Source organism: Pseudomonas sp. P39-UII1 (assembly GCF_039672635.1).
Taxonomy (GTDB): domain Bacteria; phylum Pseudomonadota; class Gammaproteobacteria; order Pseudomonadales; family Pseudomonadaceae; genus Aquipseudomonas.
In genome coordinates this window covers 63,785-86,635 of record NZ_JBDFPP010000013.1, presented here as the reverse complement: position 1 = coordinate 86,635, position 22,851 = coordinate 63,785, and the positions used below count along the sequence as shown (strand labels likewise).

Here is a 22,851-nt window from a genome sequence, read left to right as displayed (position 1 = left end):
GATAGCACGCTATTATCCGCTGTCTGTCCGCACGCCTATACTCGTATCCAGACAACCTGCCCCTTGAAGCAGACAGCATGCCGCGTAAATACCTCGACATCCCCCAGTTCGACCAGCTCCCGGCCCCCGTGTACTTTCGCCATGACGAGTTCGGCGCCGACACCCATAGCGCACCTCATCGGCATGCCTGGGGCCAGCTCAACTACACGGCCCACGGCGTCATGCACCTAGATGTCGACGGCCAGCGCTTCCTCTCGCCGCCGCACTACGCCGTATGGGTACCGCCGGGCACCGAGCATGGCTGCTACAACCCCCAGGCCATCGTCTACCGCTCGGTCTACCTGGACCGCAGCCTGTGCACCGAACTGCCGCAGCAGCCCTGCAGCCTGGTGATCAGCGATATCCTCAAGGCGATCCTCGGCGACTTCGCCCGGCGTGACCTGAAAGTGGCACAGGGCGAGCGCGACCAGCGCCTGGTGCAGGTGCTGCTCGACCAGCTGCTGCTGGCGCCGACACAGACCTGCTACCTGCCCTTCGCCCACAGCGAGGGGCTGCGCCAGGTGCTCGATGCCCTGGGTGCCGAGCCGGGCGACAACCGCCCGCTGGCCGCATGGGCAGCGCAGGTGCACGTCAGCGAGCGCACCCTGGCTCGGCAGTTTCTGCGTGAGCTGGGCATCAGTTTCGGCGAGTGGCGCTTGCGCCTGCGGTTTCTGCGGGCCATCGAAGCGCTGGAGGCGGGCGAGCCGATCCAGGCGATTGCCTTCGACCTCGGCTACAGCAGCGCCTCGGCCTTCATCGCCATGTTCCAGCGCCAGGCCCAGTGCACGCCGGAGCAGTACCGGCGCCAGGCCCGGGCGGGAATGTAAAAATTCTTGTCTACACTGACGTGCACTACCGTGCATCGGGCGCGGAGCCAAGGAGACCACTCCATGAAGATGCTGCAAATGCCATTGCTGGTGTTGGCTGTGTTGTTCAGCGCGCAGGGCTTCGCCGCCACCGCGCAACAGGAAAAGATGACCACGTGCAATGCCGACGCCTCGGCCAAGGCGCTCAAGGGCGACGAGCGCAAGGCGTTCATGAGCACCTGCCTGAAGAAGAGCGCGCCGGCCACCCAGCAGGAAAAGATGAAGACCTGCAACGCCGACGCTTCCACCAAGGCGCTCAAGGGCGACGAGCGCAAAGCCTTCATGAGCGACTGCCTGAAGAAGAAATGACCTGCGCCTATGCCTGTCGGTCGAAGGCTGGCAGACTGCGGGTCTTTCCGCTGTCTGCCGCCGAGGCTGTATGACCTTCACCCCCCGCCAGATTACCCTTGCCAGCCTGATCATCGTGATGGCCGGGCTGTTGCTGGCACTGCCCCTGAAGTTGCTTCCAAGCCTGCTGGCCGGGCTGCTGGTGTTCGAACTGGTCAACATGCTCACGCCGCGGCTGCAACCGCTGATCGCTGGCCAGCGAGCGCGCTGGCTGGCGGTGGCGCTGCTTGGCACGCTCGTGGTGATTACCCTGGCGCTGCTGATCGCCGGTGCGTTCAGCTTCCTGCTGCATGAAGCGGAGAACCCTGGCGCCTCGCTGGACAAGTTCATGGCCCTGGTCGAGCGTGCCCGTGGCCAGTTGCCGCCCTTCATCGAAGGCTACCTGCCGGCCAGTGCCGCCGAGTTCAAGGTGGCCATCGGTGACTGGATCAAGAGCCACCTGAGCGACCTGCAGCTGGTCGGCAAGGGCATGGCGCACATGTTCGTTACCCTGCTGATCGGCATGATCCTCGGGGCGATCATCGCCCTGCAGCGCATCCCCGACATTTCCCGCCGCAAGCCGCTGGCCGCAGCGCTGTTCGAGCGTCTGAGCCTGCTGGTTCAGGCATTTCGCAACATCGTTTTCGCGCAGATCAAGATCTCGCTGCTGAACACCGCGTTCACTGGTGTTTTCCTGGCCGTGGTGCTGCCGTCGTTCGGCGTGCACCTGCCGCTGACCAAGACGCTGATCGTGCTGACCTTCCTGCTGGGGCTGCTGCCGGTGATCGGCAACCTGATGTCCAACACGCTGATCACCATCGTCGGCCTGTCGTTGTCGATCTGGGTGGCGGCGGCGGCGCTGGGGTATCTGATCGTCATCCACAAGGTCGAGTACTTCCTCAACGCGCGGATCGTCGGCGGGCAGATCAGTGCCAAGGCCTGGGAGCTGTTGCTGGCGATGCTGGTGTTCGAGGCGGCGTTCGGTTTACCGGGGGTGGTAGCGGGGCCGGTCTACTACGCCTACCTGAAGAGTGAGTTGCGGCGGGCTGAGCTGGTCTGAGGTCAGGGGGCCAGTACCGGCCTCATCGCCGGCAAGCCGGCTCCTACAGGAATGACTCCGCCCTCAGGCTTGTGCTATCCCTGTGGGAGCCGGCTTGCCGGCGATGAAGCTGATGCAGATTCAGATCGTGCCGTAACGCTTGCGCGCCTCGATCGCCAACCCGCTGCCAATGCTGCCGAAGATGTTGCCTTCCACATGCCGCGCATTCGGCAGCATCGCCGCCACGCTGTTGCGCAGGGCGGGAATACCGCTCGAACCGCCGGTGAAGAACACCGTGTCGACCTGGCCTTCGCCCACGCCGGCTTTGGCCAGCAACTCGGTCACGCTGGCCCGCACTCGCTCCAGCAGCCCTTCGATGGCCCCTTCGAATACCGCACGGGTCAAGTCCACGCCCAGCTCACGCTCGACGCGGCCGAGGTCGATACGGCGGGTTTCGTGGTCGGTGAGCTCGATCTTGCTAGCCTCGACTTCCATTGCCAGCCAGTGGCCGGCACGCTGCTCGATCAGCTTGAACAGGCGGTCGATACCCAGGGTGTCCTCGATGTCATAGCGCATGTTGCCCAGGGCCAGCTGCGATTTTTGCGAGTACAGGGCATTGATGGTGTGCCAGGTGGCCAGGTTGAGGTGGTAGCTGGTGGGCATCAGCGCGCCGCTCTTCATGCGGCTGCCATAGCCGAACAGCGGCATCACACCCTGCAGGCTCAACTGCTTGTCGAAATCGGTACCGCCGATGTGCACGCCGCCGGTGGCGAGGATGTCGCTCTGGCGCTCGGCCACATTGTGCCGCTCGGGGGAAAGGCGGATCAGGGTAAAGTCCGAGGTACCACCGCCGATATCGACAATGAGCACCAGCTCTTCACGGTTGATGCCGGACTCGTAGTCGAACGCCGCAGCGATCGGTTCGTACTGGAACGACACGTCCTTGAAACCGATCTTGCGCGCCACTTCGGCCAGGGTGTCTTCGGCCTCCTGGTCGGCAGCCGGGTCTTCGTCGACGAAGAACACCGGGCGGCCCAGTACTACCTGGTCGAAGCTGCGATCGGCGGCGGTTTCGGCGCGGTTCTTCAGCTCGCCGATGAACATGCCCAGCAGGTCTTTGAACGGCAATGCGCTGCCCAGCACGCTGGTATCGTGCTTGATCAGCTTGGAGCCCAACAGGCTTTTGAGCGAGCGCATCAGGCGGCCTTCGTAGCCTTCGAGGTATTCGTGCAGCGCAAGCCGGCCGTACACCGGGCGGCGTTCTTCGATATTGAAGAAGACCACCGACGGCAGGGTGATCTTGCCGTTCTCCAGGGCGATCAGCGACTCGACGCCGGGGCGGTGCCAGCCGACCGTGGAGTTGGAGGTGCCGAAGTCGATGCCGAGGGCACGGGCCGGGGATACGTCAGACATGGAAAAGGGCTTCCGGAGGCAAAACGGCCGCGCAGTTTATGCCACTTGGCTCAAGAATCAAGACCGGCCGTCTGCCATGGAGCAAAGCCAAGCGCACCTTGAAAGGCTATGCTTGGACCCTATCTTCAGATGCAATACGCAAATTCACATTGGTGATCCATAGATGGACTTCAAAGACTACTACAAGATACTCGGCGTAGAGCCCACGGCGGACGAGAAGGCGATCAAGGCCGCGTACCGCAAACTGGCGCGCAAGTATCACCCTGACGTCAGCAAGGAGCGCGACGCCGAGGATAAATTCAAGGAGGCCAACGAGGCCTACGAGGTGCTTGGCGACGCCCAGAAGCGCGCCGAGTTCGACGAGATCCGCAAGTACGGCGGCCAGCACGGCCGGCCATTCCAGGCCCCGCCGGGTTGGCAGAGCCGTGGCGGTGCGGGTGGCGCGGGCGCGGGTTTCGAAGGTGGTGATTTCTCCGACTTCTTCAGCTCGATCTTCGGCGCGCGTGGCGGCAGCCCGTTTGGTGGCGCCCGGCAACAACGCAGTGCGGGCAGGCGAGGGCAGGACGTGGAACTGGAACTGGCGATCTTCCTTGAAGAAACCCTGAGCAAGGAATCCAAGCAGATCAGCTTCCAGGTGCCGCAGACCAACGCCGCTGGCCAGCGTACCGGGTTCACCACCAAGACCCTGAATGTGAAGATCCCGGCTGGGGTCAGCGATGGCGAGCGCATCCGCCTCAAAGGCCAGGGCGCGCCGGGCAGTGGTGGCGGGGCCAATGGCGACCTGTTCCTGACCATCCGCATGGCACCGCACCCGCTGTTCGATGTCGAAGGTCAAGACCTGATCATCACCGTGCCGCTGGCACCGTGGGAAGCGGCGTTGGGCACCAAGGTGGCAGTGCCGACCCTGGACGGCAAGATCAACCTGACCATCCGCCCCGACAGCCAGAGCGGCCAGCGCCTGCGGGTGCCGGGCAAGGGCCTGGCGAACAAGCAGGGCGAGCGCGGCAACCTCTATGCGCAGTTGAAAGTGGTGATGCCGACGACATCCGACGAGTCTACCCGTGAACTGTGGGCCAAGCTTTCCGAGAAGGCCGCGTTCAACCCGAGGGCACAATGGAGTAAGTGATCATGAGCAGCACCCTGATCGTTCAACTGGACATGCGCACCCTTTGCCAGGAGGCCGACATCACGGCCGATTACGTGGTCGAGATCGTCGAGCACGGTATCGTTGAACCGAAAGGGCGAACGCCGGAGGATTGGCTGTTCGACGATCAGGCGCCGCTGCTGGCCAGGCGTGCGGCCAAGCTGCACCAGGAGCTGGAACTGGAATGGGAAGGGGTGGCGCTGGCGCTGGAGTTGTTGCAGGAAGTGCAGCAGTTGCGCAGTGAGAACAGCATGCTGAAACAGCGGCTGGGGCGGTTTATCCAGCTGTGATGGTGCCCGTACCGGCCCCATCGCCGGCAAGCCGGCTCCCACAATGACTGCAGCGCTGCAAATCCTGTGGGAGCCGGCTTGCCGGCGATGAGGCCCATGCAGGCACTCTGAAATTCAAGCGGGCTCAGCCCCTGGGTTGAGCAGCAGCTGCATGAACGTCAGGTCCAGCCAGCGCCCGAACTTCACACCCACCTGCGGCATCTGCCCGGTCACCACGAACCCCAGCCGCTCATGCAGGCGCACCGACGCTGCATTGCCGCTCTCGATGGCGGCTACCATCACATGCTTGCCACACCCCCGCGCCCGTTCGATCAGCGCCGCCATCAGCTGCGGCCCCAGGCCTTTGCCGCGCTGGTCGCCACGGATGTACACCGAATGCTCCACGGTATTGCGAAACCCTTCGAACGGTCGCCAGTCGCCAAACGAGGCATACCCGAGCACGCCGGTGTCATCCGCCGCCACCAGGATCGGGTAACCCTGTTGCGCACGGGCCTCGAACCAGGCCTGGCGGTTGCCCAGGTCCACCGGGGTTTCGTTCCAGATCGCCGTGGTATTGCGCACCGCGTCGTTGTAGATGTCGAGGATGCCCGGCACGTCGGTGGGCAGGGCATCGCGAATTTCGTGGCTCATTGCGGCGTCTCACTGGGTCGATGGGCGCAGATTAAATGGTTACCAGCCCGCGTACACCCTCGGCTTGCATGTTTTCACCGCGCCCGCGCTGGATGATCTCGCCCCGGGCCATGACCAGGTACTGGTCCGCCAGCTCTTCGGCAAAGTCGTAGAACTGCTCGACCAGCAAGATGGCCATGTCGCCGCGCTCGGCCAGGCGGCGGATAACCGCGCCGATTTCCTTGATGACCGAAGGCTGGATGCCCTCGGTGGGCTCGTCGAGGATCAGCAGGCGCGGCCGGCTGGCCAGGGCGCGGCCGATGGCCAGCTGTTGCTGCTGGCCGCCGGACAGGTCGCCGCCACGGCGTTGCTTCATCTGCTCCAGCACCGGGAACAGCTCGTAGATGAAGGCCGGTACCTCCCGCGCCTCGCGGGCCGGAAAACGCGACAGGCCCATCAGCAGGTTTTCCTCGACGGTCAGGCGCGGGAAGATCTCGCGGCCCTGGGGCACGTAGGCGATACCGGCATGCACCCGTTGTTGTGGCTTGAGCGTGGTGATTGGCTTGCCTTCCCATTGCACGCTGCCTTCGCGGGCTTGTACCAGCCCCATCAGGCAGCGCAGCAGGGTGGTCTTGCCCACACCGTTGCGCCCGAGCAGGCAGGTGACTTCGCCGACCTTGGCCTCGAAGGACAGGCCACGCAGGATGTGGCTGCCGCCGTAGTACTGATGCAGGGTGTCGATTTTCAGCATGTCATGTCCTTGTAGTCATCAACGGCCCAGGTAAACCTCGACCACCCGCTCGTCTGCCTGCACCTGCTCCAGCGAGCCCTCTGCCAGCACACTGCCCTGGTGCAGCACGGTGACATGGTCGGCAATGCTGCCGACAAACCCCATGTCGTGTTCCACCACCATCAGCGAGTGCTTGCCGGCCAGGCCTTTGAACAGCTCGGCGGTGAACTCGGTCTCGGCGTCGGTCATGCCCGCCACCGGTTCGTCGAGCAGCAGCAGCTGTGGCTCCTGCACCAGCAACATGCCGATTTCCAGAAACTGCTTCTGCCCGTGGGACAGCAAGCCCGCCTGGCGCTGGGCCAGGGGGAGCAGGCGCAAGGTCGCCAACACCTCCTCGATGCGCTGGCGTTGCTCGCCACTCAGGCGCGCCGCCAGGCTGGCCCACACCGACTTGTCGGTCTTCAGCGCCAGTTCGAGGTTCTCGAACACGGTCAGCGCCTCGAACACTGTCGGCTTCTGGAACTTGCGGCCGATCCCGGCCTGGGCGATCTGGTATTCGCTCATGCGGGTCAGGTCGAGGGTGTCGCCAAAAAACGCGCTGCCGGTGTCGGGGCGGGTCTTGCCGGTGATCACGTCCATCATCGTGGTCTTGCCGGCGCCGTTGGGGCCGATGATGCAGCGCAGTTCACCGACGCCGATGTACAGGTTGAGCGCGTTGAGGGCCTTGAAACCATCGAAGCTGACGCTGATGTCTTCCAGGCTCAGCACCGTGCCGTGGCGGGTGTCGAGGCCCGCGGTACGGCGGCTGCCCAGGCCGATGGCGTCACGCCCGCTACCCAGGTTGTCGAACACGGGTTCAAGCATGAATTCCGGATGCACAGGGGGCACGCCTCTCATGGCTGGCTCCTTTTCTTCAGCAGGCCGACCACGCCCTTGGGCAGGTACAGGGTGACGAGGATGAACAATGCGCCGAGGAAGAACAGCCAGAACTCCGGGAAGGCCACGGTGAACCAACTCTTCATCCCGTTCACCAGGCCAGCGCCCAGCAGCGGGCCGATCAGCGTGCCGCGCCCACCCAATGCCACCCACACAGCGGCCTCGATGGAGTTGGTCGGCGACATCTCGCTGGGGTTGATGATGCCCACCTGCGGCACGTACAACGCGCCGGCCAGGCCACACAGAACGGCGCTGAGCACCCACACCAGCAGCTTGAAGCCGCGGGGGTCGTAGCCGCAGAACATCAGGCGGTTTTCCGCATCACGTACGGCGGTGAGCAAGCGGCCGAACTTGCTCTGGGTCAGGCGCCAGCACAGGTACAGGCTGGCCACCAGCAGGCCCACGGTGAGCAGAAACAGCACCGCCCGTGTGCCTTGCGCGGCGATGTCGAAGCCAAGAATGGTGCGGAAGCTGGTGAAACCGTTATTGCCGCCAAAGCCTGTCTCGTTGCGAAAGAACAGCAGCATGCCGGCGAAGGTCAGGGCCTGGGTCATGATCGAGAAATACACGCCCTTGATCCGCGAGCGGAAGGCGAAGAAGCCGAACACCAGCGCCAGCAGGCCGGGCGCCAGCACCACCAGGCACAAGGCCCAGGCGAAATGCTGAGTACCGGCCCAGTACCAGGGCAGCTCGGTCCACGACAGAAAGGTCATGAACCCCGGCAGGCCGTCACCGGCCGCCTGGCGCATCAGGTACATGCCCATGGCGTAGCCACCCAGGGCAAAGAACAGCCCGTGGCCAAGCGACAGCAGCCCGGCGTAACCCCAGACCAGGTCAAGCGCCAGCGCGACGATGGCATAGCAGAGGATCTTGCCAACCAGTGTCAGGGTATAGGCCGAAACCTGCAGCGCGTGGTCAGCCGGCAGTAACGAAAGCAACGGCAGGGCCAGCAACAGGAGGACGACGATGGCGCCAATGGCCAGCGACAGGCGCGGCCCGGCCTTTTGCGAAGCGGTGACTAGCAGTGGCTGGTTCATCAGTCGATTACCCGTCCCTTGAGGGCGAACAGGCCTTGCGGGCGCTTCTGGATGAACAGAATGACCAACGCAAGGATGAGGATCTTGCCAAGTACTGCGCCGATCTGCGGCTCCAGTAACTTGTTGGCTATCCCTAAGCCAAAGGCGGCCCAGAGGCTGCCGGCCAGTTGCCCGACACCGCCGAGCACCACTACCAGGAAAGAGTCGATGATGTAGCTCTGGCCCAGGTCCGGGCCGACGTTGCCGACTTGGCTCAGGGCCACGCCACCGAGCCCGGCGATGCCCGAGCCCAGGCCGAAGGCAAGCATGTCGACGCGGCCGGTGGACACGCCACAGCAGGCGGCCATGTTGCGGTTCTGGGTGACCGCCCGCACGTTCAGGCCCAGCCGCGTGCGGTTGAGCAGCAGCCAGGTCAGCACTACCACGGCCAGGGCGAAGCCGATGATCACCAGGCGGTTGTAGGGCAGCACCAGGTTGGGCAGCAGCTGGATGCCACCGGACAACCAGGCCGGGTTGCTGACCTCGACGTTCTGCGCGCCGAACAGCAGGCGTATGGCCTGGATCAGGATCAGGCTGATGCCCCAGGTCGCCAGCAGGGTTTCCAGCGGGCGGCCGTAGAGGTGGCGGATGATCGTGCGCTCAAGCGCCATGCCGACCCCGGCACTGACGGTGAACGCTACCGGCAGGGCGATCAGCGGGTAGAACTCGATGGCGCCGGGTGCATAGCGCTGCAGCAGCACCTGGACCATGTAGGTGCTGTAGGCGCCGAGCATCAGCATCTCGCCGTGAGCCATGTTGATCACCCCGAGCAGGCCGAAGGTAATCGCCAGGCCCAGGGCCGCCAACAGCAGGATCGAACCGAGCGACAGGCCGCTGAAGGCTTGGCCGAGCAGTTCGCCGAAGAGCAGTTTGCGCTTGACCTGAGCCAGGCTGGTTTCGGCAGCGGTGCGCACCACCGCGTCGGTTTCCGCATCGGGCTGCAGCAACGCCTCCAGGCGCGTGCGCGCCACGGGGTCACCGGTTTCACCGAGCAGGCGCACGGCTGCCAGGCGCACCCGTGGTTCGCTGGCGCCCAGTTGCAGGTTGGCCAGCGCCAGGCCAAGGGCAGCGTGCACGGCGGTGTCGGGTTCGCTGGCGAAGCGCCGGTCGAGGAAGGCCATCTGCGCCGGTTGCGCGGTTTTCTGCAGTTGCTGGGCGGCGGCCAGGCGTGTCCCGGTGTCATCGCTGAGCAACTGATGGCTGGCCAGGGCGTTATCGATCAAGCCGCGCAGGCGGTTGTTCAGGCGCACCTTGCGCTTGTCGCCTTCGGCGATGCGGCCCTGGCGCAGGTTTTCCAGCAGCGGCAGGCGCGCGGCATCGGGCTGCGCCGCCCAGGTTTCGAGCAGGCGGGCCTGTTCGGCGGGCTTGGCGCTGAGGAAGAATTCGCCCTCGCTGGCCTGGGTTGCCAGGGGCAGCAACAGGAGGAGGGTGAGCAGGAATCTGAGCATATGGGCAGTCCTGGGAAATCGGCGGTGGATTCATCGCGGATAAATCCGCTCCTACACGGACCTGTAGGAGCGGATTTATCCGCGATAGGGCTGCGCGGCAGCCCCAGTGCACTCAGTTACCTTTCACCGCATAGTCCGGCCGCTTGTCGTTGCCCGGAATGAACGGGCTCCAAGGCTGCGCCCGCAGCGGCTGCTCGGTTTCCCACACCACACTGAACTGCCCGTCATCCTGGATCTCGCCGATCATCACCGGCTTGTGCAGGTGGTGGTTGGTCTTGTCCATGGTCAGCGTGAAGCCGGACGGTGCCTTGAAGCTCTGCCCGGCCAAGGCCTCGCGAACCTTGTCGACATCGGTGGACTTGGCTTTTTCAGCGGCTTGCGCCCACATGTGGATGCCCACGTAAGTGGCTTCCATCGGGTCGTTGGTCACCGCCTTGTCGGCGCCTGGCAGGTTCTTGGCCTTGGCGTAGGCTTTCCAGTCGGCGACGAACTTCTGGTTGACCGGGTTATCCACCGACTCGAAGTAGTTCCATGCTGCCAGGTGGCCCACCAGCGGCTTGGTGTCGATGCCGCGCAGCTCCTCTTCACCCACCGAGAACGCCACCACCGGCACGTCGGTAGCCTTCAGGCCCTGGTTGGCCAGTTCCTTGTAGAACGGCACGTTCGAGTCGCCGTTGACGGTGGAGATGACCGCCGTCTTGCCGCCTGCGGAGAACTTCTTGATGTTGGCGACGATGGTCTGGTAATCGCTGTGGCCGAACGGCGTGTACACCTCTTCGATGTCTTTGTCGGCCACGCCCTTGCTGTGCAGGAACGCGCGCAGGATCTTGTTGGTGGTGCGCGGGTAGACGTAGTCGGTGCCTAGCAGGAAGAAGCGCTTGGCGCTGCCGCCGTCTTCGCTCATCAGGTATTCCACAGCAGGAATGGCCTGCTGGTTGGGGGCGGCGCCGGTGTAGAACACGTTCGGCGACATCTCTTCGCCCTCGTACTGCACCGGGTAGAACAGCAGGCCGTTGAGCTCTTCGAACACTGGCAGCACCGACTTGCGCGACACCGAGGTCCAGCAGCCGAACACCACCGCGACCTTGTCCTGGGTCAGCAGCTGGCGGCTTTTCTCGGCGAACAGCGGCCAGTTCGAGGCTGGGTCGACCACAACGGGTTCGAGCATCTTGCCGTTTACGCCGCCCTTGGCGTTGATCTCGTCAATGGTCATCAGCGCCATGTCCTTGAGCGAGGTCTCGGAAATCGCCATGGTCCCGGACAGCGAATGCAGGATGCCGACCTTGATGGTCTCGGCGGCCTGGATGCTCCAGCTAAGACCCATCGCCGCAATCGATGCGCTGAGGGTAAAGGCCTTGATCAGACTGCGACGCTTCATGTGCTCTCTCCGCTGAGTTTTTTTGGGTGTTGGCCAAGCGGGGAGGGGCGTTGCAAGGGGTGTGCCGAGTGGCTGAAGGTGCGTGTTAGAAGGGTTGTGCGAGGTGTTGGGGCGCGGGGCAGGTCCAGGATGGTGCCTGAATGTTTTGCGTGCACAGCATTGGGGCCGCTGTGCGGCCCATCGCCGGCAAGCCGGCTCCCACAAGGGGTGCATTGTGCTGAAGAGCAACGCTGTACCTGTGGGAGCCGGCTTGCCGGCGATGGGCTGCAAAGCAGCCCCTCCGGTGACTCAGCTTCCGCGAACCGCGCTGCGCGGATGGCGCCTGCTGCGCACACCCTGGTAGGTGGCGGCCAGCAGCACGAACCAGATCGGCGTGACGATCAGCGCAGAGCGGGTGTCCGCTTCCAGGCTCAGCAACACCAGAATGAACGCGAAGAACGCCAGGCACACGTAGCACATGAAGCGCCCGCCCGGCATCTTGTAGGTCGACGCCTGGTGCAGCGCCGCACGGGTTTTGCGGTATTTCAGGTACGACAGCAGGATCAGCGTCCAGACGAACATGAACAGCACCGCCGAGACCGTGGTGACCAGCGTGAACGCCTCGACCACATTGGGCACCAGGTAGATCAGCACGGCGCCCAGCAGCAGGCAGGTGCAGGAGAAGTACAGGCCGTTGGCCGGCACGGCACGGCGTGACAGCTTCTCGAACGCGCGGGGGGCATCACCTTCCTGGGCCAGGCCGAACAGCATGCGGCTGGTGGAGAACACGCCGCTATTGGCCGACGAGGCTGCGGAGGTGAGCACCACGAAGTTGATGATGCTCGCCGCCGCCGGCAGGCCGGCCAGCACGAACAGTTCGACGAACGGGCTCTTGCCAGGTACCACATCACGCCATGGGGTCACGGCCATGATCGCGATCAGCGCCAGCACGTAGAACACGATGATACGGATCGGGATCGAGTTGATCGCCCGTGGCAGGGTGCGTTCGGGGTCTTTGGCTTCGGCGGCGGTGGTGCCGACCAGTTCGATACCGACAAAGGCGAACACGGCAATCTGGAAACCGGCGAAGAAACCCATCAGGCCATTGGGGAACATGCCGCCGTCATTCCACAGGTTGGCCAATTGCGCGGTGCGCCCGCTCGGCGATTCGAAGCCGGTGATGACCATGTACAGGCCGGTGGCGACCAGGCCGAGGATGGCGACGATCTTGATCAGGGCGAACCAGAACTCGAGCTCGCCGAACATCTTCACCGTCACCAGGTTCAGCGCCAGCAGCACGCCCACACAGGTCAGCGCGGGTATCCATTGCGGCAGGTCGGGGAACCAGAACTGCGTGTAGGCGGCGATCGCGACCACGTCGGCAATACCGGTGACCACCCAGCAGAACCAGTAGGTCCAGCCGGTGAAGTAGCCGGCCCAGGGCCCGAGCAGGTCGGCGGAGAAGTCGATGAACGACTTGTAGTTGAGGTTCGACAGCAGCAGTTCGCCCATGGCACGCATGACGAAGAACAGCATGAAGCCGATGATCATGTAGACGAAGATGATCGATGGCCCCGCCAGGCTGATGGTCTTGCCCGAGCCCATGAACAGGCCGGTGCCGATGGCGCCGCCAATGGCGATCAGCTGGATGTGGCGGTTGGTCAGGTTGCGCTGCAGGTGCTGGTCTTCAGCAGGAGGGGAAGAGGTCCGGGTCATTGGCTGCATTCCATTGAGGGTCAGTCTTTTTGTGAAAGCCGAGTAGGCTAACACGGGCGTCCCAATTCGGGGCGCGACAGATCGACACGACCTTTGTGGCGCGCTTGCTGGCCTCTTCGCGGGACAAGCCCGCTCCCACAGAGCTCATAGCGCTACCGACTTTGTGGGAGCGGGCTTGCCCCGCGAAGAGGCCCGTGGGACCACTGCAAGGGTCAGGCGCTGGCCAGTACCCGACGGCGGCGCACCACCAGGCTATCCACCACCCACATCACCACCATCGACAGCCCCACCAGCGGGAACATCACCCCCAGCAGCACCATCACCCCGACCGCCGCCTTCCAGCGCGGCAGGTCATGGCGCAGCGGCGGCACCCCCAACCCTCCAGCCGGCCGGCGCTTCCACCACATCACCAAGCCGCTCACCGAACCCAGCAGGATCATCAGGCACACCAGCAAAATGATGATCTGGTTCAGCGCGCCGAACATCTTGCCCTCATGCAGCATCACGCCCAGCTCGGTGGCGCGGGCTACCGGGCTGTAGTCCTGCCAGCGCACGTCGGCCAGCACCTTGCCGGTGTATTGGTCGACATGCAGGGTGGCATCGTTGCGCGGGTCGTCGGCGAACACCGCGATGGTGAATACGCCGTCTGCCGTGGTCGGCAGGGTTATGCTGTAGCCCGGCTCGACCTGACGCGCCGTGGCGATGTCCTCGACCTGCTGTACGCTGACCAGCGGCGCCGCCGGGGCGTTCGACATCATGTGATGCCCGGCGTGTTCTGCATGCGCGCCGGATTGCGGCATCGGTGTGTTTTCCATGGCCCAAGGCACCGTCTGGCGGTGGGCATGGTTCAGTTCACCAGCCTGTTGATCGGACTTGGGCACGTCGTTCCACATGGCGGCTGGAAAGCGGTTCCACAAATCGGCGTACTGCTTGCCCCACAGGCCGGTCCAGGTCATGCCGCTAAGCAACATCAGCAACAGCAACGCCGATCCCCAGAACCCGGTCACCGCATGCAGGTCGCGCCACAACAGCCGACCGCGTGCGCTCAGGCGTGGCCAGAGCACGCCAGCGCCATTGCGCCCCCGCGGCCACCACAGGTACAGGCCGGACACCACCAGCACGATGCCCCAGCCGGCAGCCAGCTCAACCAGGCGGTCGCCCAGCGTGCCGACCATCAGCTCGCCATGCAGGGCGCGGGCGACGGCCTGCAGGTTTTGCTTGGCGTCCTGCTCGCCGAGGATCTTGCCGCTGTAGGGGTCAACGAACACATTCAGCTCGCGGCCGCTGTCGTGCACCACGAACTGCGCGCTGCGCTCGGCATCGATAGGCGGCAGATACTGGCCGACGTGGCCCTTGGGGTAGGCCTGGCGTACTTCGGCCAGCATCAGGTCGGCGCCCTGCCGGTGATGCCCGGCCTCGACCACCATCAGGTCACGGTACAGCAGCGGGTCCAGCTGCGGTTTGAACAGGTAGATGATCCCGGTGATCGCCAGCAGGATCATGAACGGTGCCACGAACAGCCCCGCATAGAAGTGCCAACGCCAGGCCAGGTTATAGAAATTGACGCGTGTTCCTCTCATGGGAACCTCCTGTTTGACCAGCAGATGGGCGCAACCGAAGCTGCGCCCGTTGTTGTTGTCAGAAGCTGAAATCGACCTTGGTCCAGAACGTCCTGCCTGGCTCGTTCACCGGCTGTGGATCGGTGGCTGGGTAGCCGAACCCGGCATTCCCTGCCAGGTTCAGGTGCTCGGCGTAGGTTTTGTCGAACAGGTTGTCGACCCCTGCGCTGAGCTTGAGGTTTTTGTTCACCTTGTAGGCACCGTTGAGCGAGAACACGCCGAAGCCTGCGCTTTTCTCGTAGTCCTTGCCCACCACGTTGCCCTGGTTCTCGGCGATGCGGTTTTGCGCCGACACCAGCCGCCACAATGCCCCTGCACTCCAGGTGTCACGGCTGTAGGTCAGGCCAAGGCGGCTTTCCAGGGGCGGCATCTGCGGCAGCGCCTTGCCGTCACTGCTGTTCTTGCCCCAGGCGTAGGCCAGCGTGGCATCGGCTTTCCAGTTTTCCGTCAGTTTGTAGGCGGCGCCCAGCTCGCCGCCCATGATGCGGGCGTCGATGTTCTGCGCCTGGGAGGTGCTCATGCCCATCATGCCGGTGCGGTAGTCGAACAGAATGTAATCGCGGATCTGCCCGACATAGCCCGAGGCCCAGGCCTCCAGGCGTTCATCGCGGTACTGGATGCCGAAATCGAGCTGGGTGGTCTTCTCGGGCTTGATACCGTCGAAGGCGTTGGCCGCACCAGGCGGCGCCAGCTTGGGCGAGAACAGCTCCCAGTAGTCCGGGAAGCGCTGCGCGTGGCCAAGGCCGATGTAAGTGGTGGCCGGGACAGCCGCCAGGTCGTGCTCGTAACGCACGAAGCCGCTGGGCAGGGTGTCGGCGCGGGTATCGCCTGCGGTGGCGCTACCCGTGCGCAGGTCGCGGGCCGAGGCGCGGTCCAGGCGGGCGCCGGTGATCAGCCGGTCAACACCTGTGGCGTACCAGGTGAGTTCGCCGAAGGCACCGTAGTTGTGGAAGTCGGCGTCCTTGGTCCAGGGTTGGCCCTTGTGCGCATCGACGCCCATGCCACCACGCTGGCGGTGTTCGTTGGTTTGCGCGTCGATGCCGCTGATCAGTTGCACGTCTGCCCAGCGCCAGGTTGCCTTGACCCGTGCACCCATCGTACGGCGGTCGACGTTGCTGACCATGGGCATGCCCATCATGCCGCTGCCCGATGGCGTGCGCAGGCTGTAGTTGTCCATCACGTGGTCGGCGTAGTTGTAGTAAACCTGCGCCTCGACCTTGTCGAGTACCTCGCCGAGGTTGGACTTTTCAAAGCGCAGGCCCAGGCTTTCGCGCTTGAACTGCGAGCCGTCCATGCCACGCCCGGCATAGCGGGCTTCGCCGTCGCCCTTGCCGGCAGTGAGTTCCAGCAGGGTGTCCTGGTCTGGCGTCCAGCCCAGGGTCACATCGCCGTTCCATTTGTCCCAGCGCGAGGGCACGGTGTCGCCGTTGCCATCGTGGTAGTCGTCAGCGCGCGACTGGTTGCCGACGAAGCGCGCGTAGGCCTGGCTGTTGCCAGCGGCGGCGTCGAGCACTTTGTCGAAGCGGCCGTTGGAGCCGGCCAGGAGGCTGGCGTTGACGCGGCTACCAAGGGTGCCGAACTTCTCCGGCTCACGTTCGAAGAGGATGGTACCCGCCGAGCCGCCCGGGCCCCAGATCACACTTTGCGGGCCCTTGATGACGGTGAGGCGGTCGTACGTTTCGGGTGCGATGTACGAGGTCGGTGCGTCCATGCGGTTGGGGCAGGCCCCGAGCATCACGCCGCCGTTGGTGAGGATGTTCAGGCGCGAGCCGAACATGCCGCGCAGCACCGGGTCACCGTTGGTGCCCCCGGCACGGATGGCCGAAAAGCCTGGGATGGTCTTGAGGTAATCGGCGCCATCGCTGGCCGGTACGGGCTGGCGTGGGTCTTTCGGGTTGGTGACCACGGTCAGCGGCGAGCTTGGCGCAATGGCGGTGATCACCGTCGGGCTCAGCTCGGGCAGCGTTTGCTCGTGGCCTTCGTGCCCAGGGTCGGCGGCGATGGCCATGGGCGCGAGCAGCGAGCCGCACAACGCGGCGAATGTCCCGCGCAGGGCGGGGGCGAAAACAGGGGTGCAGCCGGACATAGTGATTCCAGTCGATCAGTCATGAGTCGGCGCGAAGCTCCAGGCTTCGTGCGGCAAAAGGTGATGTCAGATGCTGATCGAAAGCGGCGGCGCGCGGCTGCGCGCACCGGGGAAGACGGCCTGCCGGGCATGGCCTTGGTGCGTGGGCGTGGCGGTCAGGGTGGTCGGGGCGACGTGACCGGCGCTGAGCGGGCTGAGGGTTTGTGGTAACGCGGGGCAGTTGAACAGCAGGCTGCAGTAGCCGCACTTTTCCCACATCACATGCAGCTGGCCATCATCGCCGTGGCCGTTATGCGCGTCGCCATGCTGATGCTCCATGGACATGCTCATGTCCATCGGCATGCTCATGCCCGCGTGGTGCTCCATCGGCATCGACTGGGAAACCAGCGGGCCGATGAAAATCATCCACATGGCGAACAGGCTCAGCCAGCCGCCACCGACGCGCCTGCGTTCAGGGCGGGTGGTACGGCTGCGGCCGTTGCAGGGCAGGCTCATGTTGGCGAGCGCCGGTCAGCTAGCGGTCAGTGCGCGTGTTCGTGGCCTTGCGGCTGGTCCGCCGGCGGCTGCTTCTGCACAGCCACGTCGACGGTGATGTCGCCGGCCTTTTCGAAGTGCAGTGTCAACGGAAAGCGCTTGCCGTCGACCAGCAGGCTGCGGTCCTTGGGCTGCATCAGCATCACATGGTAGGCGCTGGGGGCGAAGACCAGGTCCTTGCCGGCCGGCACGGTCACGTTGGGCACCTGCTGCATCTTCATGGCGCCGCTGGCGCTCATCGTATGCTCGTGCAGTTGTGCATCTGCAGTGATCGGGCTGTCGACGCTCAGCAGGCGGTCATCTGCCTTGCCGTTGTTGTGCACGATGAAATAGGCCGCGACGTTGGGCGCATTCGGTGGCAACGCCAGCGACCACGGGTGGGCGATGTGCAGGTCGCCCACGGTGTATTCATGGGCATTGGCGAAGGCGCCGGGCAGCAGCAAGGCGGCCACGATGAGAGCTTGCTTGAGCATGGTGTGAGTCTCCGTTCTGTTCAGGTTCAGGCAGACAGCGTGATGAACTCAGACCAGGGGAGGGGCACGGGGGTTGAGCGCAGGCCATAGCTGGCGCGGCGTCGGTTGGTAGGTAGCGAGCGGCGGTGGATACCCGGCCAGCAGCGTGGGCGGGTTGTGCAGCTGCGGCGGATAGCCCGGCAGCGCCAGCAGCGGTGCGGCGCCAGCGCAGCACCAGCAGTGCTGCATGCTGGAATGCTGGTCGCTTTGGGTGCCGAGGTCGATCTTGGCCAAGGCCTGGACATCGACCTTGGCCTTGCCGGCCAGGCTGGAACAGAAAGCCCCCCACAGCAGCTGTTCGGCCGGGCCCTTGGGCGCGGCAGAGGACAGCGGCATGGCCAGCAGGTTGAACAGCACTGCTAGGCAGGCTATCCAGGCAATGTGCCGACGTGGGGGCATGGAGAGATCCGGTCAGGAATCGTGGCGGGTATTGTAAGGCCGAGTATAGGTAAAAATGGCGGGGTGCGGTGAAGTGACGCAGGTGGTGTGACATCTGGGGCCGCACAGCGGCCCCGGTGATATCAAGCCTTGTTGCGGCCCATCAGGCCACGGACGGTCTCCTGCAGATCCGCCGGCAGCACCACAACCTTGGCGTTGTTGCTGTTTGCCAGGTTCTCCATGGCGCCGATGTAGCGCTCGCCCAGCAGGTACATGGCCGGTACCGTCTCGTTGCCCACGGCTTCCTTGACCAGCGAGATCGCCCGCGCCGAAGCCTCGGCCAGGTTGATCTGCGCCTCGGCATCCAGCTTGGCCGACTGCAGCCGTGCTTGCGCTTCGAGAATCGCCGCCTGCTTGGCACCTTCGGCACGGGTCACGTCGGCTTTACGCTCACGTTCCGCGGCGGCCTGGCGCTCCATGGCCAGCTGCATGTTTTCGGACGGCTTGATGTCCTGGATTTCCACCGAACGCACCGTGACGCCCCAGTCTTCGGTCTGTTCGGACATCGCTTCGCGCAGGCGCGCCTTGATCTGCTCGCGGCTCGACAGCGCTTCGTCCAGGTCCATGGCGCCGACGATGGCGCGCAGCGAGGTCATGGTCAGGCTGGTGACGGCAAACGAGAAGTCCTGTACGCCATAGGAAGCTTTCTGCGGGTCGACCACCTTGGCGAAGCACAGGGCATTGGCAACGATCACCGCGTTGTCGCGGGTGATGATTTCCTGTTGCTGCACGTCGAGGATGATGTCCTTGGTCGGCAGGCGGTAAGCGACAACGTCCATGTACGGGATGACGATGTTCAGGCCGGGCTTGAGCGTGCTGTGGTAGCGGCCCAGGCGCTCGACGATCCATTCTTCGCCCTGGGGCACGATGCGCACCCCTTTGAACACCGTGATCAGAACGAACACGGCAAGTGTGGCGACAACGATGAGGCTGGTCATGCTGCGAACTTCCTTTTAATGCAAGCTGTTGACAAGGCGTCAGGCCCGAATGACCCGGGCGGTATTGCCTTCGATGGCGACGAGGCGCACGCGCTCGCCGGACGGGATGTCGCTGTCGGCCACACAGATCCACTCCTCATTGCCCAGGATCGGCTTCTGGAAGCGCACACGGCCTTTCTGAAATTGCGAAACGCTGCTTATCAGCAGCCCGACTTCGCCGATCACGCTGTCGGCGGTCCAGCGCACATCCGGCTGCGTGCGCCGAAACAGCTTGAACCACAGGGCCGTGGTGGCAGAGGAGAACAGCACCCAAAAAAGCACCTGCATATCCAGTTGCAGGGTGGGGGCGGCCAGCGAAATGAGTGCGACCAGCACGGCACCGATGCCGAACCAAATGATGAAGAACGTGGGCAGGACCAGCTCGAGCAGGATCAGCGCGATGCCGAAGACCAGCCAGATCCACCATTGCATTTCCATATGTGTAAAGCCTTCCGGGGGAGGGGGGGTGATTTTAGGTTAATGGAGAGGCAGATGGCTAATCAGGCAAAAGAGCGATGTGTGTAGGGAAATGCTGATGCTTGTCGGGAGTTTGCCGGTGCTCGATCTTGGCCACGCTGCAAAATTCAAGGCAGGCGCCCTGAAGGTTAATCGCCAAAACCATTGAGAGCCGCCGTCAACGCATCCAGGGACGCATACTCACGGTCTACGCCAGGCAATGCGGGACGTTTCAGAATCACCACAGGAACCCCGAGTTCTCTCGCCACCTCAAGCTTCGGTTCGGTCGCCACGCTACCGCTGTTCTTGCTGACCAGCACATCGATATTACGCCGCGCAAACAGCGCCCGTTCCGCTTCAAGCTGAAACGGCCCACGCGCGCCGATCACTTCACAGCGATCATTGCCAACGCAGGCCTCCAGCGCCCGCAGCGTCCAGAACTGTTCCGGCGGAATGTCGTCAAGGTGTTGCAGCGGCTCGCGGCCGAGGGTGAACAGTGGCCGCCGGAACGGCCTGAGCGCTTCGATCAGCCCTGCCCAGTCTTCCACTTCGCGCCAGTCGTCACCCGGCTGTGCCTGCCAGGCCGGGCGGCGCAGGGCCCAGCAAGGAATGCCAGCGGCCTGCGCGGCAGCGGCGGCATTGCGGCTGATTTGCGCCGCGTAGGGGTGAGTGGCGTCGATCAGCAGCGTGATACCCGCCTCGCGCAGGTAGTTGGCCAGGCCTTCGGCGCCACCAAAGCCACCGACCCTGACCTGGCAGGTCAGGTCCTGTGGCACGCGGCCTATGCCGGCCAGGCTGTAGACATGCTCGGGGCCCAGCTGGCGGGCGATGGCCAGTGCCTCGGTGACGCCGCCGAGCAACAGGATGCGCCGGTTCATTGCACACCTGCCTGGCCGACGATGCCGCCCTGGCGGTCGATGGCGAATACTTCCACCTGCACCTGCGCCGGTACGATGCTGCGGGCGAAGGCCAAGGCGTGGGCGCAGACCGCGTCGCCCAAGGCGATACCGGCGGCGTGCGCCAGGGCCAGGGCCTGCTGGCTGGTGTTGGCGGCAATGATCGCGGCCTGCAGGTCGGTATCGGCGCCAATGTCGGCGGCCCAGCCGGCCAGTTGTGGCAGGTCGATGCTCGAATGGCGGCTATGCAGGTCCATGTGCCCGGCGGCCAGTTTGCTGATCTTGCCGAAACCTCCACACAGAGTCAGGCGGGGCACCGGCACCTTGCGCAGGTGCTTGAGCACCGCACCTACGAAGTCGCCCATCTCGATCAGGGCGATTTCCGGCAGGCCATAGACCCGGCGCATGGTGTCCTCACTGGCGTTGCCGGTGCAGGCGGCGATATGCGTGTAGCCATTGGTGTGGGCTACGTCGATGCCTTGGTGGATCGAGGCGATGTAAGCCGCGCAGGAGAATGGCCGGACGATGCCGCTGGTGCCCAGAATCGACAGCCCCCCGAGGATGCCCAGGCGCGGGTTCATGGTCTTCAAGGCCAGCGCCTCGCCGCCCTGCACATTCACCGTGACCTCGAAGCCACCCCGGTAATCGCACTCATCGGCCAACCGCTGCAAGTGCTCGCTGATCATGCGACGCGGCACCGGGTTGATCGCCGGTTCACCTACCGCGAGCACCAGGCCGGGGCGGGTAACGGTACCGACACCTTGGCCCGCGACAAAGCGCACGCCCGGCTCATCCAGCAAGCGCACCTGGCTGTACAGCAGGGCGCCGTGGGTAACATCCGGGTCGTCGCCTGCATCCTTGAGCGTACCGGCTTCGGCGCGCTCGCCCTCGCAGCGGCAGAACTCCAGGCGCATTTGCACCACCTTGCCCTTGGGCAGCGTAATGCTGACTGCGTCGTCACGCAGGCCGGTGAGCAGCAGGCGGGCGGCGGCCAGGCTGGTGGCGGTTGCGCAGCTGCCGGTGGTCAGGCCGCTGCGCAGTGGCGCGGGTTGTTCGCGGGTTTCCTCACGCATCGAAGGGTTTCACCACGTCGAGCAGGGTGATCGGCAGCGCCTGGCGCCAGGTGTCGAAGGCCCCGAGCGGCTGGGCCTGGGCGACATGGATGCGGGTCAGTTCGCCGCCGTGCTGTTGGCGAAAATGCGCCAGGGCCAGTTCGCTCTGCAGGGTTACCGCGTTGGCCACCAGCCGGCCACCGGGGCGCAGGCGTTCCCAGCACAGCGGCAGCACGCCTTCCCGGGTGACGCCGCCGCCGATGAAAATGGCATCCGGCCGCTCAAGTTCAACCAGCGCCTGCGGTGCTTTGCCGCGTATCAATTGCAGCCCGGGCACGCCGAGCGCATCACGGTTGTACTCGATGAAACCCTGGCGGCCTTCATCGGCCTCGATCGCCAGTGTTCGGCAAGCAGGGTGCGCGCGCATCCACTCGATGCCGATCGAGCCGCAGCCCGCGCCCACGTCCCACAGCAGTTCGCCCGGCTGCGGGGCCAGCCGGGCCAGGGTGATGGCGCGTACGTCACGTTTGGTGAGTTGGCCGTCATGGCGGAATGCGTCGTCCGGCAGGCCTGGCGTACGCGAAAGCCGGGGAGCATCTGCGGTGGCCTGGCACTCGATGGCAACCAGGTTGAGTGCGGCTGCCTCAGCGTGCGCCCAGTCATCTGCGCTGCCCGTCAGGCGGCGCTCAGCTGCGCCACCGAGGTGTTCGAACACCTGCAGGCGGCTTGGCCCGAAGCCGCGCTCACGCAGCAAGGCGGCGATGGCGGCAGGGCTGTCGCCGTCGTTGCTCAGCACCAGCAGGCGCATGCCGCTGTACAGGTGGGCGTTGAGAGTGGCCAGGGGGCGCGCGACAATCGACACCACCTGCACGTCCTGCAGCGGCCAGCCCAGGCGGGCGGCCGCCTGGGCGCAGGAGGAGGGCATCGACAGGACCTGCATTTCTTCGGCCGGGACCTGCCGCGCCAGGCTTGCGCCGACGCCGTAGAACATCGGGTCACCGCTGGCCAGTACGCACACGGGTTCACCGCGCAGGGCCAGTACCGGGGCCAGGGAGAACGGGCTCGGCCAATCCTGCCGGGCAGCGCTTATGCAGCGCGGCAGCAAGGCCAGCTGGCGTGGGCTGCCGATGATCCGCGAGGCGCCCAGCAGGGCGCGCCGGGCCTGTTTGCCCAGGCCGCTGAAGCCGTCTTCGCCGATGCCTACTACTGTCAGCCAGGGTGCCATGTGTTTCGTTCCGTGGTGTTGGGGCTGCAAAGCACCCTGTTTTTTGCCAAATCACTAATGATGCTC

Annotated in this window: 23 protein-coding genes; 5 read left to right on the top strand and 18 right to left on the bottom strand. The window is 64.7% G+C overall.

Annotated features, from left to right (window positions below; genetic code table 11):
• Nucleotides 1–77 precede the first annotated feature (77 nt).
• The 3 genes from ABEH27_RS17465 (at nucleotide 78) to ABEH27_RS17455 (ending at nucleotide 2,292) form a co-directional block, all read left to right on the top strand.
• Nucleotides 78–866: a helix-turn-helix transcriptional regulator gene (locus ABEH27_RS17465; protein WP_346614777.1), complete on the top strand. Its 789-nt coding sequence runs from the start codon at nucleotides 78–80 to the stop codon at nucleotides 864–866.
• 63 nt (nucleotides 867–929) lie between these two features.
• On the top strand, nucleotides 930–1,214 hold the full coding sequence (locus ABEH27_RS17460) for a PsiF family protein (RefSeq protein WP_346614776.1): 285 nt from the start codon (nucleotides 930–932) through the stop codon (nucleotides 1,212–1,214).
• A gap of 70 nt (nucleotides 1,215–1,284) precedes the next feature.
• Complete coding sequence (locus tag ABEH27_RS17455) at nucleotides 1,285–2,292, top strand: hypothetical protein (protein ID WP_346614775.1); 1,008 nt, start codon at nucleotides 1,285–1,287, stop codon at nucleotides 2,290–2,292.
• A 120-nt stretch (nucleotides 2,293–2,412) separates the two neighbouring features.
• On the opposite strand, the gene ABEH27_RS17450 is transcribed toward ABEH27_RS17455, so the two are convergent.
• Nucleotides 2,413–3,684, bottom strand: coding sequence for an Hsp70 family protein (locus ABEH27_RS17450; protein WP_346614774.1), 1,272 nt, complete (start codon nucleotides 3,682–3,684; stop codon nucleotides 2,413–2,415).
• Nucleotides 3,685–3,847: 163 nt separating this feature from the next.
• Here ABEH27_RS17450 and cbpA point away from each other — a divergent pair, with 163 nt between their 5' ends.
• Together cbpA and ABEH27_RS17440 are read left to right on the top strand one after the other, a co-directional pair.
• Nucleotides 3,848–4,810 (top strand): curved DNA-binding protein, encoded by a 963-nt coding sequence (gene cbpA, locus ABEH27_RS17445; RefSeq protein ID WP_346614773.1) that lies wholly within the window; start codon nucleotides 3,848–3,850, stop codon nucleotides 4,808–4,810.
• A gap of 2 nt (nucleotides 4,811–4,812) precedes the next feature.
• A complete protein-coding gene (locus ABEH27_RS17440; RefSeq protein WP_346614772.1) occupies nucleotides 4,813–5,118 on the top strand; it encodes a chaperone modulator CbpM in 306 nt (101 codons plus the stop codon).
• Between the two features lie 114 nt (nucleotides 5,119–5,232).
• Here ABEH27_RS17440 and ABEH27_RS17435 read toward each other — a convergent pair whose 3' ends face one another.
• The 17 genes from ABEH27_RS17435 to cbiE form a co-directional block, all read right to left on the bottom strand.
• Complete coding sequence (locus ABEH27_RS17435; protein WP_346614771.1) at nucleotides 5,233–5,748, bottom strand: N-acetyltransferase family protein; 516 nt, start codon at nucleotides 5,746–5,748, stop codon at nucleotides 5,233–5,235.
• 31 nt (nucleotides 5,749–5,779) lie between these two features.
• Entirely contained in the window at nucleotides 5,780–6,478 is a 699-nt protein-coding gene (gene urtE, locus ABEH27_RS17430; RefSeq protein ID WP_346614770.1) for an urea ABC transporter ATP-binding subunit UrtE, read from the bottom strand.
• Nucleotides 6,479–6,496: 18 nt separating this feature from the next.
• The gene (urtD, locus tag ABEH27_RS17425) at nucleotides 6,497–7,354 is read right to left on the bottom strand and encodes an urea ABC transporter ATP-binding protein UrtD (protein WP_346614769.1); all 858 of its coding nucleotides are present in this window, start codon (nucleotides 7,352–7,354) and stop codon (nucleotides 6,497–6,499) included.
• Nucleotides 7,351–8,430: an urea ABC transporter permease subunit UrtC gene (gene urtC, locus ABEH27_RS17420; RefSeq protein WP_346614768.1), complete on the bottom strand. Its 1,080-nt coding sequence runs from the start codon at nucleotides 8,428–8,430 to the stop codon at nucleotides 7,351–7,353. The genes urtD and urtC overlap by 4 nt, the downstream gene beginning before the upstream one ends.
• Nucleotides 8,430–9,917 carry an urea ABC transporter permease subunit UrtB gene (urtB, locus tag ABEH27_RS17415; RefSeq protein ID WP_346614767.1) on the bottom strand — a complete coding sequence of 496 codons (1,488 nt, stop codon included), beginning with the start codon at nucleotides 9,915–9,917 and terminating at the stop codon, nucleotides 8,430–8,432. Before urtB ends, urtC begins: the two co-directional genes overlap by 1 nt.
• Nucleotides 9,918–10,029: 112 nt before the next feature.
• A complete protein-coding gene (urtA, locus tag ABEH27_RS17410) occupies nucleotides 10,030–11,295 on the bottom strand; it encodes an urea ABC transporter substrate-binding protein (RefSeq protein ID WP_346614766.1) in 1,266 nt (421 codons plus the stop codon).
• A 288-nt stretch (nucleotides 11,296–11,583) separates the two neighbouring features.
• Nucleotides 11,584–12,990: a D-serine/D-alanine/glycine transporter gene (gene cycA / locus ABEH27_RS17405; protein ID WP_346614765.1), complete on the bottom strand. Its 1,407-nt coding sequence runs from the start codon at nucleotides 12,988–12,990 to the stop codon at nucleotides 11,584–11,586.
• Nucleotides 12,991–13,202: 212 nt separating this feature from the next.
• Nucleotides 13,203–14,570 (bottom strand): PepSY domain-containing protein, encoded by a 1,368-nt coding sequence (locus tag ABEH27_RS17400; RefSeq protein WP_346614764.1) that lies wholly within the window; start codon nucleotides 14,568–14,570, stop codon nucleotides 13,203–13,205.
• A 58-nt stretch (nucleotides 14,571–14,628) separates the two neighbouring features.
• Nucleotides 14,629–16,695, bottom strand: coding sequence for a TonB-dependent copper receptor (locus ABEH27_RS17395; protein ID WP_346614763.1), 2,067 nt, complete (start codon nucleotides 16,693–16,695; stop codon nucleotides 14,629–14,631).
• 66 nt (nucleotides 16,696–16,761) lie between these two features.
• Entirely contained in the window at nucleotides 16,762–17,190 is a 429-nt protein-coding gene (locus ABEH27_RS17390; RefSeq protein WP_346614762.1) for a DUF2946 domain-containing protein, read from the bottom strand.
• A gap of 26 nt (nucleotides 17,191–17,216) precedes the next feature.
• On the bottom strand, nucleotides 17,217–17,702 hold the full coding sequence (locus tag ABEH27_RS17385) for a copper chaperone PCu(A)C (protein ID WP_346614761.1): 486 nt from the start codon (nucleotides 17,700–17,702) through the stop codon (nucleotides 17,217–17,219).
• A gap of 48 nt (nucleotides 17,703–17,750) precedes the next feature.
• Nucleotides 17,751–18,140, bottom strand: coding sequence for a DUF2946 domain-containing protein (locus ABEH27_RS17380; RefSeq protein ID WP_346614760.1), 390 nt, complete (start codon nucleotides 18,138–18,140; stop codon nucleotides 17,751–17,753).
• A 122-nt stretch (nucleotides 18,141–18,262) separates the two neighbouring features.
• A complete protein-coding gene (locus tag ABEH27_RS17375; RefSeq protein ID WP_346614759.1) occupies nucleotides 18,263–19,117 on the bottom strand; it encodes an SPFH domain-containing protein in 855 nt (284 codons plus the stop codon).
• 39 nt (nucleotides 19,118–19,156) lie between these two features.
• Nucleotides 19,157–19,594 (bottom strand): NfeD family protein, encoded by a 438-nt coding sequence (locus tag ABEH27_RS17370; protein WP_346614758.1) that lies wholly within the window; start codon nucleotides 19,592–19,594, stop codon nucleotides 19,157–19,159.
• A 167-nt stretch (nucleotides 19,595–19,761) separates the two neighbouring features.
• Nucleotides 19,762–20,490, bottom strand: coding sequence for a cobalt-precorrin-6A reductase (locus tag ABEH27_RS17365; RefSeq protein WP_346614757.1), 729 nt, complete (start codon nucleotides 20,488–20,490; stop codon nucleotides 19,762–19,764).
• Nucleotides 20,487–21,581: a cobalt-precorrin-5B (C(1))-methyltransferase gene (locus tag ABEH27_RS17360; protein ID WP_346614756.1), complete on the bottom strand. Its 1,095-nt coding sequence runs from the start codon at nucleotides 21,579–21,581 to the stop codon at nucleotides 20,487–20,489. Before ABEH27_RS17360 ends, ABEH27_RS17365 begins: the two co-directional genes overlap by 4 nt.
• Nucleotides 21,574–22,785, bottom strand: a complete 1,212-nt coding sequence (cbiE, locus tag ABEH27_RS17355) for a precorrin-6y C5,15-methyltransferase (decarboxylating) subunit CbiE (RefSeq protein WP_346614755.1) — start codon at nucleotides 22,783–22,785, stop codon at nucleotides 21,574–21,576. Before cbiE ends, ABEH27_RS17360 begins: the two co-directional genes overlap by 8 nt.
• Between the last annotated feature and the right edge of the window lie 66 nt (nucleotides 22,786–22,851).